Genomic DNA, 13,444 nt, shown 5'->3' with positions numbered 1-13,444 from the left:
GGAACTCACATGGCCCGTTCTTGGGAAAGAATGGTTCAACGCAACTCAAAGCAAGTTAATATGCAACGAAAGAAGCAAGGCAAGGAAACGATTTATGCTTCAAAATCATCGACAGCTGCAGGAAGCAGCGATATTTTCAAAGGACGCAACATTGTATTTCCTATCGTTCTGCTGCTGCTAGGTGTTATGTTCTGGGTAGTGGGTTCCATTGACGAAGCGAGAGGCCAGGGGATATTGGCTAACTGGCTGGGCGTTGTCCTCTACTTCTTACTGGCAGCCCTGATCTTCTTCCGCCGTCCTTATCTGAAGGTTGAGCGGGCCAGAGTTTCCACTATAAAATTTAATCGTGAGCGCTGGCTGCAGGCGGCAGAGATTGAGAAGATTATTCTGTCCCGCAGCATGGTTTCCCTCAAATATAAAGGCAAGCGCAAGCAGTGGGTGTTCTCCAGATTCCTGAACCGTTATGATACAGCGGCTATGGGAGCACGGCTGGAGCAGTTCGCCAAAGCGAATAATATCGAAGTAGTGCACGAATAGAAAGATAAGATAGACCAGCATGGGGAGAGGGAGCGATATAATGCCGATTACCGCCGTATTGTTTGATCTTGACGATACACTGCTCTGGGATGAGCGGAGTGTTGAGGAAGCCTTCCGTGCCGCCTGCGAAGCAGCGGGCGAGACAGTGGACCCTCAGGAGCTGGAGGCTGCGGTCCGTAGGGAGGCCAGAGGCCTCTATGAATCGTATGAGACGTTTCCGTTCACGAAGATGATCGGGATTAATCCGTTCGAAGCGCTATGGGCAAACTTTACTGCCGGAGAGCAACAGGAATTCCGCCAGCTGGAGCAGCTTGCCCCGGGATACCGCAAGGAATCCTGGCGCCGCGGCCTGGCATCCCTCGGTATACATGATGAGGCGCTGGCTGAACGGCTGGCGGCCAAGTTCGGTGAGGAGCGCCGCAGCCGTCCTTATATGTATGAAGAAACACTGCAGGTGCTGGATGAGCTGCGCGGTAAAGTGAAGCTGCTGCTGCTCACCAACGGCTGCCCGGCCCTGCAGCAGGAGAAGCTGGACGGCGTACCTGAGCTTATTCCTTATTTCGATCATGTAGTCATCTCAGGCAGCTTCGGCAAGGGTAAGCCGGATAAGGCGATTTTCGGGCATGCGCTTGAATTGCTGGATATTGCTCCTGAACAGGGAATTATGGTAGGCGACAAGCTTACAACGGATATTCTTGGCGGCTTGTCTGCCGGCCTGACGACCGTCTGGATCAACCGGACAGAGAAAGCGCCTGATCCTGAGATTCAGCCGGATTATAGAATCGGTCATCTCTCTGAGCTGCTTCCGCTGGTACAATCACTATAGAATCTTTCCGGGCCGGTCTCCTGCATAGGAGGCCGGCTTTTTTATTGTTTTTATGCGGCTTAGAATGCCTTTAAGCGTGTGATTTACCGCTCATTACATACATAATATTCCAGATAAGGTATACTCAATAAATACATTATGTTAAGGAGCTGATATATACGATGATAAGCCAACCCGGATTTTTTGTTAGCGGAGCATTCAGTGTGTTTTTCTTTTTAGTGTGGCTGGCATGCATAGGGGCAGGGATCGTTGTCTTTGTTCTGTTCGTTAAGCTTGCTCTCAGGGCGATTGCAGCCTTGGATTTATACAATCATGCCAAAAACCTGGAAATCCGTGAACGGTATGAAACGGTCAAAAAGGACGGCAATCTCTAAGCGCTGTGCTCTTGGCACCGAAATATGAGGGAAGCTGATGGCTGATCTGGTAGGGGTTATTGTTGAGCTCTTTTTGGAGCTTGTCCTTAACCGTAAGAAACGGAGACGAAGGAAGGAAGCGCGGCGTAACAAATTGCACCGGCCCTAATTAAAGCCGATAACACCAGCCGCCGGAAAGGCTGGAGATAATCAGGTACATTTAAGGCTGTCCCAAAAGTATACTAGCGGAGACAGGCCTCTATCTTCAAAAGCTTAATACTCAAAAAAGATTCATTGGAGGCAAAGTTGGTCCATGGTATATTGAATGTACAAAAGAAACCGCTCCTTTGAAATGGTTGTGTGGCAACTCCATTTTACCAAAAGAGAGGTTTCTTTTTTTTTTGCGTTTTTATAAATATTGTAGTCCATTTCCATTTCCCGCTTAAAGAGCGGAGAGAACGGAATAATTGTGGAAAGCGATAGCGGTCGCCTTGGTCTCCGGATTTTCACCGCTAAGGGGAATGAAAAAAATCTGGAGGGCACAGCGATTGTAACAACGTTTCGTTCGCGGAGCGTCCTCACCGAGCGCAAACGTCCATCCAACTCCAAAACAAGGGGTGTCCCAGCCATTTCATGGCTTATGGGACCCCCCCGCTGTGGCACTTAGTTCCGGCTGTCGCTGATTCTTCTTTCGTAACCGGTGATGTAATCAAGCCCGGCCTGAGTGAGACCGCTTCCGCTGCTGTCTGTATAACCCGCGTCGACAATGTGCTTCAGTGCAGCCGCAAAGTCTCTTTCATCCATGCCGGTTTGCCTGAAGTTAGGCTCTCCCTGTTCCTGCAGCAGCTTCAAGATGTGATACACAGGATCTTTGCTAATCAATCTGTTCAACAACCCTTCTACAGTCATTATGGCGACAGCTTATGCAGTGACTGGAAGAAGGGTGAATTGGAGGGGGATATAGTCAGAGGAGATACGGGAATATGCGTATTTAATGCGGTTAACGATTTAATGCCGGAGCAATAGTTAAAATTATATGTATAATAGATACAGAATGGATTACTCGCGTTGTAAGCTTCGAAGGGAACCTTACTATTCAATCGGGAGGATGCCGGATGATCAGACCTAAGCAGCTGGCAGCTGCACTGTCCGTTATTGCTGTGGTATCTTTGGCAGGCTGTTCGTCAAACCGTATGGAGCATAATCATATGCATGCTGCCGCTAATGCTTCTATGGAACCGATTCAGGTGGAATTGAGCTGGAGTCCGCAGCAGGCGAAAGCGGGCGAGCCGGTAACTTTTCAGGCGGCGGTTACCCAGGCCGGCGAGGCGGTAGAGGACGCACGGGAAGTTCTTTTTGAAGTGGTAAGCAGTGAGGATGAGACGGTAAAGGTTGAAGTGAAGGGAGTCTCTGCCGGAGACGGCGTGTATGAGGCGGAATGGACCTTTGAAGAGGACGGCGAATATAAGGTTACTTCACATGTAACTGCCCGCACCCAGCACTCCATGCCCGGCAAAATGCTGACAGTGCAGCCGTAGCTGCACTGCCTTCTGCATCAACCGCCAAATAATAACAATTATGCAGAGTGGAAAGCAATGCTTTCCGATTTCTCTTTATTCTGCTAAACTAACTCTAATGTTTTCGGGGGGGATAAAAAAGTGGCTAAATATACACTTGCTGAGAGCTTGGAGCAGCGCATACTGATTTTGGACGGAGCAATGGGTACAATGATTCAACAGGTTCCCCTTACCGGAGAGGATTTTGGCGGAGAAGAGCTGGACGGCTGCAATGAAATGCTGGTGCTTACACGTCCGGAGGTCATCCAAAGCATTCATGAAAAATACCTGGAGGCTGGCGCGGATCTGATAGAGACGAATACCTTTGGCGCGACTTCCGTCGTGCTGGCGGAATACGATATCCCGCAGCGGGCGCGTGAGATTAACCTGGAGGCGGCAAGGCTGGCCCGCAATGCTGCAGACAAATACGATACACCTGAGCATCCGCGTTATGTAGTGGGGGCGATGGGGCCGACGACCAAGACACTGTCTGTGACCGGCGGCGTGACCTTCCAGGAGCTGGTGGGCAGCTACCAGGAGCAGGCGGTTGCCCTTATCGACGGTAAAGTAGACGCCCTGCTGCTGGAAACGTCGCAGGATACACTGAATGTGAAGGCGGGCAGTATCGGAATCCGCAATGCTTTTGAACAGACAGGCATTACGCTTCCTGTAATGATCTCGGGAACGATTGAGCCGATGGGTACAACGCTGGCCGGCCAGAATATCGAGGCGTTCTACATCTCGCTTGAGCATCTGAATCCGATCTCGATTGGACTGAACTGTGCTACAGGTCCTGAGTTTATGCGTGATCATATCCGGTCGCTGTCGGAGATTTCTTCGGCGGCTGTAAGCTGCTATCCGAATGCCGGACTTCCGGATGAGAACGGGAATTACCATGAGTCACCGGATTCGCTGGCCCGTAAGCTGGCAGGTTTTGCCGAGAAGGGCTGGCTGAATATCGCCGGCGGCTGCTGCGGAACGACACCGGATCATATCCGTGCTATGGTAGAGCAGATTACGACCTATCCTCCCCGTCCGCTGAACGGGACTCATCCGCCTGCGCTGTCCGGGATTGAGCCGGTGTACGTAGAGGATGCCAACCGTCCTTATATGGTCGGGGAGCGCACGAACGTATTGGGCTCGCGGAAATTCAAGCGGCTGATTGTCGAAGGCAAGTATGAAGAAGCCTCAGAGATTGCGCGGGCACAGGTCAAGAGCGGCGCGCAGGTCATCGACGTCTGTGTGCAGGACCCGGACCGAGATGAGAGCGAGGATATTAAGAAGTTCCTGGAGCTGGTAGTTAAAAAGGTTAAAGTGCCACTGATGATCGATACCACGGACCCTAAGGTCATTGATCTCGCACTGCAGTATTGTCAGGGTAAGGCGATCATTAACTCCATTAACCTTGAGGACGGCGAGGAGAAATTCGAGCATGTTACACCGCTGATCCATAAGTACGGGGCGGCAATTGTAGTCGGTACCATTGATGAAACCGGACAGGCAATCCAGGCGGATGCCAAGCTTGCAGTTGCGAAGCGCTCCCATGATCTGCTGGTGAACAAGTACGGCCTCCAGGCGCAGGATCTGATCTTTGATACACTGGTGTTCCCTGTCGGAACAGGGGATGAGCAATATATCGGGTCGGCCAAAGAAACCATCGACGGTATCAGGCTGATTAAGGAAGCTCTTCCCGGGGTGCACACCATCCTGGGGATCAGCAACGTCTCCTTCGGGCTGCCGGAGGCCGGACGTGAAGTGCTGAACTCTGTGTTCCTGTACGAATGCACAAAGGCCGGGCTGGATTATGCGATTGTGAACACCGAGAAGGTGGAACGTTATGCCTCCATCCCGGATGAAGAACGCAAGCTTGCTGAAGAGCTGATCTACAACACGAATGACGAGACACTGGCTGCCTTTGTCGCCGCCTTCCGCGAGAAAAAAGTGGAGAAGAAGGAGAAGATCTCTAACCTGTCCCTGGAAGAGCGGCTGGCTTCCTATGTTGTTGAAGGGACCAAGGAGGGGCTTATTCCTGACCTGAATGAGGCGCTGGGTAAAAACAGTCCGCTGGAAATCATCAACGGGCCGCTTATGGCAGGGATGTCTGAAGTAGGCCGGCTGTTCAATAACAATGAGCTGATCGTTGCTGAGGTGCTGCAAAGCGCTGAAGTAATGAAGGCCTCGGTGGGCCATCTGGAGCAGTTCATGCAGAAGGATGAGACAGCTGTGAAAGGCAAGATTATGCTGGCGACCGTCAAGGGCGATGTACATGACATCGGTAAAAACCTGGTGGAGATCATTCTGTCCAATAACGGTTACGAGATCATCAACCTGGGGATTAAGGTGCCGCCTGAGAATATTATCGAAGCCTTCCGCCGCGAAAAAGCAGATGCCATCGGTTTATCCGGCCTCCTGGTCAAATCGGCGCAGCAGATGGTCACAACTGCGCAGGATCTGCGCTCTGCGGGTATTGATGTGCCGATTCTGGTAGGAGGCGCTGCGTTGACCCGCAAATTCACCAAGACACGTATCCGTCCTGAATATGACGGTCTGGTACTGTATGCGAAGGATGCCATGGACGGTCTGGATATCGCCAACAAGCTGATGAATCCGCAGGAGCGGATTAAGCTGGAGGAAGAGGTGCGTCAGGAAGCTGAGGCTGCGGTTGCAGTAGCTCCGAAGCAGGAGCTTCCCGAACTGACCCGGGCCGTACGCTCGAAGATTTCAGCGGATGCGCCGGTATTTACGCCGCCGGATCTGGAGCGTCATGTGCTGCGGAATTATCCGCTTGGCCATATTGTGCCTTATGTGAACATGCAGATGCTGCTCGGCCATCATCTCGGGCTGCGCGGTTCGGTGGAAGCCCAGCTTGCTGCCGGAGATCAGCGAACGGTTGAGCTCAAGGAGACGGTGGATGATATTCTGCATCAGGCAATGGTCGAAGGGACAATTGCTCCCCATGCACTGTATCAGTTCTTCCCGGCGCAGTCGCGCGGCAACGATATTCTGATCTATGATCCGCAGGATCAGTCAAGCATTCTGCATACCTTTACTTTCCCAAGGCAGAATGTTGAGCCGCATCTGTGCCTTGCCGACTTCCTGAAGCCGGCAGACAGCGGCGTTATGGATTATGTCGGCTTCCTGGTCGTGACCGCCGGACACGGAGTCCGCGAAATGTCGACCGAGCTGAAGGAAAAAGGTGACTACCTGCGATCCCACGCCCTGCAGGCTGTAGCCCTTGAGGTAGCCGAAGGGCTGGCCGAGCGCGTCCATCACATGATGCGGGATACCTGGGGCTTCCCTGATCCGGCAGATATGACAATGAAGCAGCGGCACGGCGCACGCTATCAGGGAATACGCGTATCCTTCGGATATCCGGCCTGCCCGGATCTGGAGGATCAAGGTCCCCTGTTCAAGCTGCTGAAGCCGGAGGATATCGGAGTAGAGCTTACAGACGGCTTCATGATGGAGCCGGAGGCCTCAGTCTCGGCGATGGTCTTTGCCCATCCGGAAGCGCAGTATTTCAATGTGGAGAAGCAGTAATCTCCCGCTCTGAACCCAAAATAAGCGAGGGAGGTGCTCCTCCTTCGTAAGCGGACCTCCCGTAACCGGGAGGTTTTTTGCGGACCTATGGTTTACGGGGGCCACGTAAAGTAACTGGGTCAGCATCCGGTTAAAGGCCCTGCTTTGTGGGGTTATTGTACCCGTATTGATGAGCTGAACAGGAGCAGGACAAAAGGAAAGGTGCTTTCAGCGCCCAAAAAGGGTAAAATTCAGTTCAGAGACTGGGCAGCAATGATTGCTGCCTAAGGATGCAGATAGATGAAGGGAGGATCTGGAATGGAAATATATTTTCTCGGCACCAATGCCGGGGTACCTACACTGCAGCGCAATGTAACCTCGATTGCCCTCAGGCTGATGGAGGAACGGCGCAGCTTCTGGATGTTCGATTGCGGAGAAGGGACGCAGCATCAGGTGTTGCGATCGCCGCTGCGGCTGGGCAAGCTGGAAAAGCTGTTCATCACCCATTTACATGGTGACCATCTGTTCGGGCTGCCGGGACTGCTGTCCAGCCGCGGCTACCAGGGAGGCACAGCACCGCTGACCGTATACGGGCCGCCTGGATTGAAGGCTTTTCTGGAGGTATCCTTATCCGTCAGCCAGTCGCGTGTTCCATATAAGCTGGAGATTGTTGAGCATACAGGCGGGCTGATTTTTGAGGATGACACCTTCAAGGTGGAAGCCGGTCTCCTGGAGCACCGGATTGACAGCTACGGATACCGGGTAACAGAGAAGGACAGTCCGGGCAGCCTGAATACTGAGCTGCTGCTGAGCTACGGGCTAAAGCCCGGACCTGTGTACGGCAGGCTGAAAAAAGGCGAGGATATAACGGCTGAGGACGGAACCGTTATCCGGTCGGCTGATGTGGTCTGCGAACCGAAAAAAGGGCGGATTGTCACCATACTGGGCGATACCCGGCCGTGTCCGGGCAGCCTGCCGCTGGCGCAGGGGGCGGATCTGATTATTCATGAGGCGACCTTTGCCCATGAGCTGGCGGATATGGCTTATCAGTATCATCACAGCACAGCTGCCCAGGCGGCAGAGCTGGCCAGCCAGGCCGGCGGGCGGGAACTGCTGCTGACCCACTTCAGCTCGCGTTATGTTTCCCAGGAGGAGCTGCTGCCCCTTTTGGAGGAGGCGCAGGCGATTTTTCCGCAAACCCTGCTGGCTGAGGAGTTCTGCACCTTCCCGGTGCACCGGAGAAAGTAGGCGTAGAACTCAAAATTATTTTCCGGGAAAGCGCAGGAAATGACAGTGTGCTGTCAAAAAAAGCCCGGCACCGCAGCAGTTCGCTAGCGTTCGACTGTGTGTGTTAAATTTTAAGTAAAAGGGCATCGTTTGCTCCACGAAGCAGTAGAGATTATGACGAAACCGGGACAGTGCCGCCCGTTCCCGGTGGTCCATTATGACTAATAGGATCATCCTGCAGAAGCATTTGCTGTAAGGTTTTCTGTAAACTTAATAATATTAATGGTTAATGGTATTAATAAAATATGCGGAGACGGAGGACGAAGATGGACAATATCGGAGGCTTGCTGATCGATCTGGACGGGACGCTGTTCCATGGAGGGCGGATGATTCCCGGTGCAGATATGCTGATTGAAGGTCTGCGGAAGGCGGGAATTCCCTTTTTATTCGTAACAAACAACTCTTCGCGTACAGCCGCTGGTGTGGCTGCACATCTTAGGAATATGGGGATTGAAGCAAAGGCAGAGGAAGTATGCACCTCCTCACTGGCGGCAGCCCGTTATATTGCCGGGGAATTACCGGAGGCGCGGGTGGCGATACTTGGGGAAGAAGGGCTGATTGATGCCTGCCGGACTGCGGGTTTAAACATTGTTGAGGATGACCCGCAATTTGTGGTACAAGGTATCTACAGGGCTTTTACATATGATTCACTGGCCCAGGCTTCCCGCTGGATTATGGGCGGTGCAAGGTTCGTGCTGACCAATCCGGATCTGATGCTGCCCTCAGATGACGGAGTAATGCCCGGAGCAGGAACGATAGGCGCTGCAATTGAAGCGGCAAGCGGTGTGGCACCGGTAGTGATTGGCAAGCCGGAAGCCCATCTGATTACCTATGCGGCTTCTATACTGGACATCAAGCCGGAAGAGGCTGTTGTGGTGGGCGATAACATGCGGACGGATATTTCAGCTGGAGTGAGTGCGGGCTGCCGGACTGTATTAGTTCTGACAGGCCTGACTACAGCGGACAATCTGGAGCATTATAAAAGCGTTACCGGTGTAACTCCGGATGAAATTTGCGGCGATTTAGCTGAACTTATGGCGATGCTCGGTGTATAATGGCAAAGGTATGAGTTTTGACCAACCTAGAAGGGAAGATGATCAATGCCGGAATTACCGGAAATGGAGAACTATAGAAGGCTGCTTAGCCAGCATCTTATAAATGTGCCGATTACGGGTGTGACTGTAAACCGGGAGAAGACAATCAATATGGAGACCGAAGCTTTTCAAAAAGCGCTGCTGGGTGCGCGTATTGTCTTTATTGAACGCCGGGCCAAGCATATCCTGTTCCATCTGCATGACGGACGCAGGCTGCTGCTTCACCTGATGCTGGGCGGACTGCTGTATTATGGCACCGAGGCGGAGCGTCCGGACCGAACTACCCAGGTAGAACTGGCTTTCGGGGACAATATCCTGTATTTCATGGGCCTGCGCCTTGGCTATCTGCACCTGCTGTCGGTGAAGGAGGGCGAAGCGGCTATGGGTAAGCTGGGACCTGAATTGTTGGACCGGCGGATGACGGCGGAGCGGTTCGCTGCGCTGCTGAAGGGACGCCGGGGAGCACTTAAGAGCCTGCTGGTGAATCAGAAGGTGATGGCCGGCATCGGTAACTGCTACGCGGATGAAATTGCCTTTGAAGCCAGACTGCTGCCGTCCACGCTGGTGCAGAACCTGTCAGCGGAAGCTGTTACACGCCTGTATGACAGTGTGCGCAAAGTGCTGACAGAAGCGACGGATATCGGCGGATACATGGAAATGCCGTTTATGACCGGCGATACGGTGACCGGCTCGTATAATGACCAGTGCAAAGTATATGACCGTGAGGGCGAACCCTGCCTGCGCGGCGGGGGAACCATTGTTAAGGTAGAGCAATCCGGGCGCAAAGTGTTTTACTGTCCGGACTGCCAGCATGAAGGGTAGCCCCAAAATAGGGGCTCATGTCAGCATCCGCGGCGGATACGGCCGTGCGGCCCGGTTCGCCTGGGAGAGCGGTGCGGCATGCTTTCAATATTTTCCGAAGAATCCGCGCAGTCTGAAGCTGAAGCCGCTTGACGGGCGGGATGCCGAGGATTGTGCCGCCTTTTGCCGCAAGCATGGAATGGTCTCGATTGCGCATACTCCGTATCCGACCAATATGGCGGCGGGCACCGCCGGTGCTGCCTCAAGACAGGTGATGGTCGGCTCGCTGCGCAATGATCTGGAGATCGCCGAAGCATGCGGCTCACTGGGCATTGTGGTTCATTTCGGAACGTTTGGCGGGATGGAGCCGTTACAAGGCTATCAAAATATTATACAATGTATGAATGAAACGCTTGAATCCTGGAACGGGCGGGCCAGACTGCTGATCGAGAATCAGGCAGGCAATCACGGAAGCGAAGGGATGACGCTGGAAGAGCTGGTTAAGGTTCGCGAGCTCAGCCGTCATCCGGATAAGATCGGATTCTGTTTTGATACCTGTCATGCCTTCGCTTCCGGGATCTGGAACCCTGAACAGACAGGGGAACTGCTGGGACGCGGGACTGAGCTGGGATATTGGCCGCATCTCGTTGCGGTTCACCTGAATGATTCTATGTTCCCCTATGGGCAGCGAAGGGACAGGCATGCGGGAATCGGGCAGGGCTGTATCGGTGAAGAGAAGCTGCGGGAGCTGCTGCTCTCAGAGCCTTTCCGCCGTGCAGCGGTAGCCATGGAGACCGCCAAGGGTACCGACGGCAGCCACCGCCGGGAAATAGCAGCTGTGCAGAATTGGTATGAAGCGGAGGAACAGCCGTGATTAATATATTTATGGATGACTGCCGCAGACGTCCTGAGGGCTTTACGCTGGCGAGGACAACTGATGAGTGTCTGCTGCTCCTGCGGGAGTGCGAGGTGAATATTCTGTCACTCGATTATGATATGGGACCGGACGATTACAACGGGGATGAGGTTGCCGGGAGGATTGTACTGGAACAATTGTATCCCCGTGAAATTTATCTCCATACCTCAAGCCCTCAGGGGCGCAGGGCAATGTATGAAATGCTCTATGCTGCTGTACCCCGGGAAACGGTGCTGTACAACAGGCCGCTTAGTCATGAACAGCTTGCAGAGATTGCCGCGGCAGCTTCAGGAGAATACGGACAATGAAAGTATTTAAGCATATGAATGAACAAGAGCTGACGCTTGCACTGGAGCAGGCCGGTGAGCCGCTGGTTGTCTTTCTGCATACACCGCTGTGCGGAACATGCAAGGCCGCGAGGCGCATGCTGGAGGTGGCAGCACATCTGCTGCCCCCCGGGCTGCTGATTGCTGAAGCCAATGTTAACATGCTGCCCGGAATAGTCGGCCAATACCGCATATCAAGTGTGCCGGCTCTGCTGATAGCCGGAGCAGACCGGACTCTGGAGCCGGAAATTTATTATTCGATGGGCTCTGTGGAGCAGATGCTGGAGTACATAAGGAGAGTGACCTCATAAATGATATCATTACAACATCTTACCCTGCGGAGAGAGCAAAGCCTGATTCTTGATGATGTATCGCTTGAAATGAAGCCGGGTGAAAACTGGGTTATTCTTGGCCGGAACGGCTCGGGCAAAACAACGATTCTGGAAATGATGACCGGCTACCTGTTCCCGAGCAGCGGCTCGGTGGAAGTACTCGGCTACAAATTCGGGCAATGTGATGTCCGTGAAGTACGTAAGGAGATCGGGTATATCGGCCCTTCCCTGATGGAAAAGCTGTCACTCAGCGACCCGGTCTGGGAAGTGGTGGCTACCGGAGCCTATGCCTACCTCCGTTTCTATCAGGCGATTCCGCAGCAGGTGAAGGAGCAGGCAATCAAGCTGCTTGAGGATATGAACCTGGGGGGTCTTGCGCATCACCCTTTCGGCACCCTGTCCCAGGGTGAACGCAAAAAGGCGATGCTGGCCAGATGCCTGATGGCTGAGCCGAAGCTTCTCATTATGGACGAGCCCTGTGCCGGACTTGACCTGTATGAACGAGAGAAGATGCTTGCTGAGATCGACAAGCTGAAGCAGCGCAACGTCTCTGTTGTCTACGTTACCCATCATGTTGAGGAGATCGTGCCGCTCTTTACCCATGTGGCGCTGATCCGTGACGGCAAGCTGGCCGGCTCCGGCCCTAAGGAGCAAGTATTAACGAAAGAGATGATCCTGGCAACATTTGATATTCCGGTGAATGTCGAATGGGATGGCGGCCGCCCCTGGATCAAAATCAGACCTGGAGGCAATTGATTTGAACGAAATAACCCAAGAACCCGAAGAGCAGGCAACTGCTCCCGAAGACAAAATAATTTCCCGCTATATCTGCACCGCCAATCACGGCTTTGCCCCCTACGCCCAGGAGGAGCTGCGCCGCCTGTTTGGTGCGGTCAAGAGCACGCTGCTGCTGCCTGGCGAGATTTTTCTGGCCACGCTGGAGGGAAGTTCCGGTGAGGTGTCACAAGCGCTTAGTGACAATCCGCCGGTATTCCTGCGGCATATCCAGCCTGTCCAGTTCCAGGACCAGGGGGATCTGTCTGCACTGGAACGGCTGGCTGTATATTTGAGCCGCCGCAGCGAGCTGGAAGGTGAGAAGGTATCCCTGCATGTCCGGAAGGGCAATACTTCCTTCTGGCCTGACAGTCCCGGAGAACTGCGGATCTGGCTGCAGGAGCGTCTGGAGAGCCTGCAGGCCGATTTCACTGTACAGGAGCCTTCCTGGGTCATCTCCGTTTATGCGGACGGTGATGCGCTGTATGCCGGGGTATCCCGGCCGGAGGAGAATCTGTCCAGCTGGAACGGCGGAATGATCCGCTTCCGTAAGGAGGACGGGCAGATCTCACGGGCCAAGTTCAAGCTGATGGAAGCGGAAAAGGAATTTGCCATTCCATTCTCAAGCTTCCGCAATGCGGTGGATATCGGCGCTTCGCCGGGCGGATGGACCTCCTTTCTGCTGGAGCGCGGCCTTAAGGTCACGGCAATCGATCCGGCGCTGATGCATGAGTCGCTCCGGAAACAGCCGAACCTGAAGATTCTGCGCAAGAACGCCGGCGAGGTGAAATTCAGCGGGAATGAATTTGATCTGCTTGTCTGTGACATGAGCTGGAGTCCCAAGCTAATGGCTAAGCTCGTTACCGGTCTGCTGCACAGCCTGGCGCCGGGAGGAACGGCTGTAGTAACGGTGAAGCTGATGCACAAGAAGCCGATGGCTGTAATCAAGGAGATCATCGCTATGTTTGAGGGAGAGCGGATGCAGCTCCAGCGGGCAAAGCAGTTGTTCCATAACCGGGACGAAATAACGCTTTATATGATTAAATATTAATCAGGTGAAATAGCATGATGAACAGGGAAAGCCTCCCGTTGTCTGCGCCGCCGGCCTTGTGCCGCCGTGCGC

Annotated in this window: 14 protein-coding genes; 13 read left to right on the top strand and 1 reads right to left on the bottom strand. The window is 53.6% G+C overall.

Annotated features, from left to right (window positions below; translation table 11 throughout):
- Positions 1 to 9: 9 nt before the first annotated feature.
- From R70331_RS16585 to R70331_RS16575, 3 genes are all read left to right on the top strand, one after another.
- The gene (locus R70331_RS16585) at positions 10 to 537 is read left to right on the top strand and encodes a hypothetical protein (RefSeq protein ID WP_042177313.1); all 528 of its coding nucleotides are present in this window, start codon (positions 10 to 12) and stop codon (positions 535 to 537) included.
- Between the two features lie 40 nt (positions 538 to 577).
- Positions 578 to 1,363: an HAD family hydrolase gene (locus tag R70331_RS16580; RefSeq protein ID WP_042177312.1), complete on the top strand. Its 786-nt coding sequence runs from the start codon at positions 578 to 580 to the stop codon at positions 1,361 to 1,363.
- A gap of 161 nt (positions 1,364 to 1,524) precedes the next feature.
- Positions 1,525 to 1,737, top strand: coding sequence for a hypothetical protein (locus tag R70331_RS16575; RefSeq protein ID WP_042177311.1), 213 nt, complete (start codon positions 1,525 to 1,527; stop codon positions 1,735 to 1,737).
- Positions 1,738 to 2,379: 642 nt separating this feature from the next.
- Here R70331_RS16575 and R70331_RS16570 read toward each other — a convergent pair.
- A complete protein-coding gene (locus R70331_RS16570) occupies positions 2,380 to 2,607 on the bottom strand; it encodes a hypothetical protein (RefSeq protein ID WP_156131142.1) in 228 nt (75 codons plus the stop codon).
- Between the two features lie 224 nt (positions 2,608 to 2,831).
- Between R70331_RS16570 and R70331_RS16565 the strand changes: the two genes are divergently transcribed.
- The 10 genes from R70331_RS16565 to R70331_RS16520 all read left to right on the top strand — a co-directional run bounded on the left by R70331_RS16565 (position 2,832) and on the right by R70331_RS16520 (position 13,372).
- Complete coding sequence (locus R70331_RS16565) at positions 2,832 to 3,254, top strand: FixH family protein (protein WP_042177309.1); 423 nt, start codon at positions 2,832 to 2,834, stop codon at positions 3,252 to 3,254.
- A 180-nt stretch (positions 3,255 to 3,434) separates the two neighbouring features.
- Positions 3,435 to 6,812: a methionine synthase gene (gene metH, locus R70331_RS16560; protein WP_442950584.1), complete on the top strand. Its 3,378-nt coding sequence runs from the start codon at positions 3,435 to 3,437 to the stop codon at positions 6,810 to 6,812.
- Positions 6,813 to 7,109: 297 nt separating this feature from the next.
- A complete protein-coding gene (gene rnz, locus R70331_RS16555) occupies positions 7,110 to 8,039 on the top strand; it encodes a ribonuclease Z (RefSeq protein ID WP_042177307.1) in 930 nt (309 codons plus the stop codon).
- Positions 8,040 to 8,344: 305 nt separating this feature from the next.
- Complete coding sequence (locus tag R70331_RS16550; RefSeq protein WP_042177306.1) at positions 8,345 to 9,133, top strand: HAD-IIA family hydrolase; 789 nt, start codon at positions 8,345 to 8,347, stop codon at positions 9,131 to 9,133.
- A gap of 45 nt (positions 9,134 to 9,178) precedes the next feature.
- Positions 9,179 to 9,994 carry an Fpg/Nei family DNA glycosylase gene (locus R70331_RS16545; protein ID WP_042177305.1) on the top strand — a complete coding sequence of 272 codons (816 nt, stop codon included), beginning with the start codon at positions 9,179 to 9,181 and terminating at the stop codon, positions 9,992 to 9,994.
- Positions 9,984 to 10,847, top strand: coding sequence for a deoxyribonuclease IV (locus tag R70331_RS16540; RefSeq protein WP_042177304.1), 864 nt, complete (start codon positions 9,984 to 9,986; stop codon positions 10,845 to 10,847). The genes R70331_RS16545 and R70331_RS16540 overlap by 11 nt, the downstream gene beginning before the upstream one ends.
- Positions 10,847 to 11,197, top strand: a complete 351-nt coding sequence (locus tag R70331_RS16535; RefSeq protein ID WP_042182800.1) for a cyclic-phosphate processing receiver domain-containing protein — start codon at positions 10,847 to 10,849, stop codon at positions 11,195 to 11,197. Before R70331_RS16540 ends, R70331_RS16535 begins: the two co-directional genes overlap by 1 nt.
- Positions 11,194 to 11,526 carry a thioredoxin family protein gene (locus tag R70331_RS16530; protein WP_042177303.1) on the top strand — a complete coding sequence of 111 codons (333 nt, stop codon included), beginning with the start codon at positions 11,194 to 11,196 and terminating at the stop codon, positions 11,524 to 11,526. The genes R70331_RS16535 and R70331_RS16530 overlap by 4 nt, the downstream gene beginning before the upstream one ends.
- On the top strand, positions 11,527 to 12,303 hold the full coding sequence (locus R70331_RS16525; RefSeq protein ID WP_042177302.1) for an ABC transporter ATP-binding protein: 777 nt from the start codon (positions 11,527 to 11,529) through the stop codon (positions 12,301 to 12,303).
- Entirely contained in the window at positions 12,299 to 13,372 is a 1,074-nt protein-coding gene (locus R70331_RS16520; RefSeq protein ID WP_042182798.1) for an SAM-dependent methyltransferase, read from the top strand. The genes R70331_RS16525 and R70331_RS16520 overlap by 5 nt, the downstream gene beginning before the upstream one ends.
- Positions 13,373 to 13,444 lie beyond the last annotated feature (72 nt).

The organism is Paenibacillus sp. FSL R7-0331, from assembly GCF_000758645.1.
GTDB classification, from domain to species: domain Bacteria; phylum Bacillota; class Bacilli; order Paenibacillales; family Paenibacillaceae; genus Paenibacillus_AQ; species Paenibacillus_AQ camerounensis.
The sequence above is the reverse complement of the archived record's forward strand: the minus strand, read 5'-3'. Positions and strand labels throughout refer to the sequence as shown.

Excerpts from the sequence above, each read along its gene's own strand:
- rnz (WP_042177307.1), top strand. The coding sequence starts at position 7,110 with ATGGAAATATATTTTCTCGGCACCAATGCCGGGGTACCTACACTGCAG.
- R70331_RS16585 (WP_042177313.1), top strand. The coding sequence starts at position 10 with ATGGCCCGTTCTTGGGAAAGAATGGTTCAACGCAACTCAAAGCAAGTT.
- R70331_RS16530 (WP_042177303.1), top strand. The coding sequence starts at position 11,194 with ATGAAAGTATTTAAGCATATGAATGAACAAGAGCTGACGCTTGCACTG.
- R70331_RS16565 (WP_042177309.1), top strand. The coding sequence starts at position 2,832 with ATGATCAGACCTAAGCAGCTGGCAGCTGCACTGTCCGTTATTGCTGTG.
- R70331_RS16540 (WP_042177304.1), top strand. The coding sequence starts at position 9,984 with ATGAAGGGTAGCCCCAAAATAGGGGCTCATGTCAGCATCCGCGGCGGA.
- R70331_RS16550 (WP_042177306.1), top strand. The coding sequence starts at position 8,345 with ATGGACAATATCGGAGGCTTGCTGATCGATCTGGACGGGACGCTGTTC.
- R70331_RS16525 (WP_042177302.1), top strand. The coding sequence starts at position 11,527 with ATGATATCATTACAACATCTTACCCTGCGGAGAGAGCAAAGCCTGATT.
- R70331_RS16575 (WP_042177311.1), top strand. The coding sequence starts at position 1,525 with ATGATAAGCCAACCCGGATTTTTTGTTAGCGGAGCATTCAGTGTGTTT.
- metH (WP_442950584.1), top strand. The coding sequence starts at position 3,435 with ATGGGTACAATGATTCAACAGGTTCCCCTTACCGGAGAGGATTTTGGC.
- R70331_RS16545 (WP_042177305.1), top strand. The coding sequence starts at position 9,179 with ATGCCGGAATTACCGGAAATGGAGAACTATAGAAGGCTGCTTAGCCAG.
- R70331_RS16580 (WP_042177312.1), top strand. The coding sequence starts at position 578 with ATGCCGATTACCGCCGTATTGTTTGATCTTGACGATACACTGCTCTGG.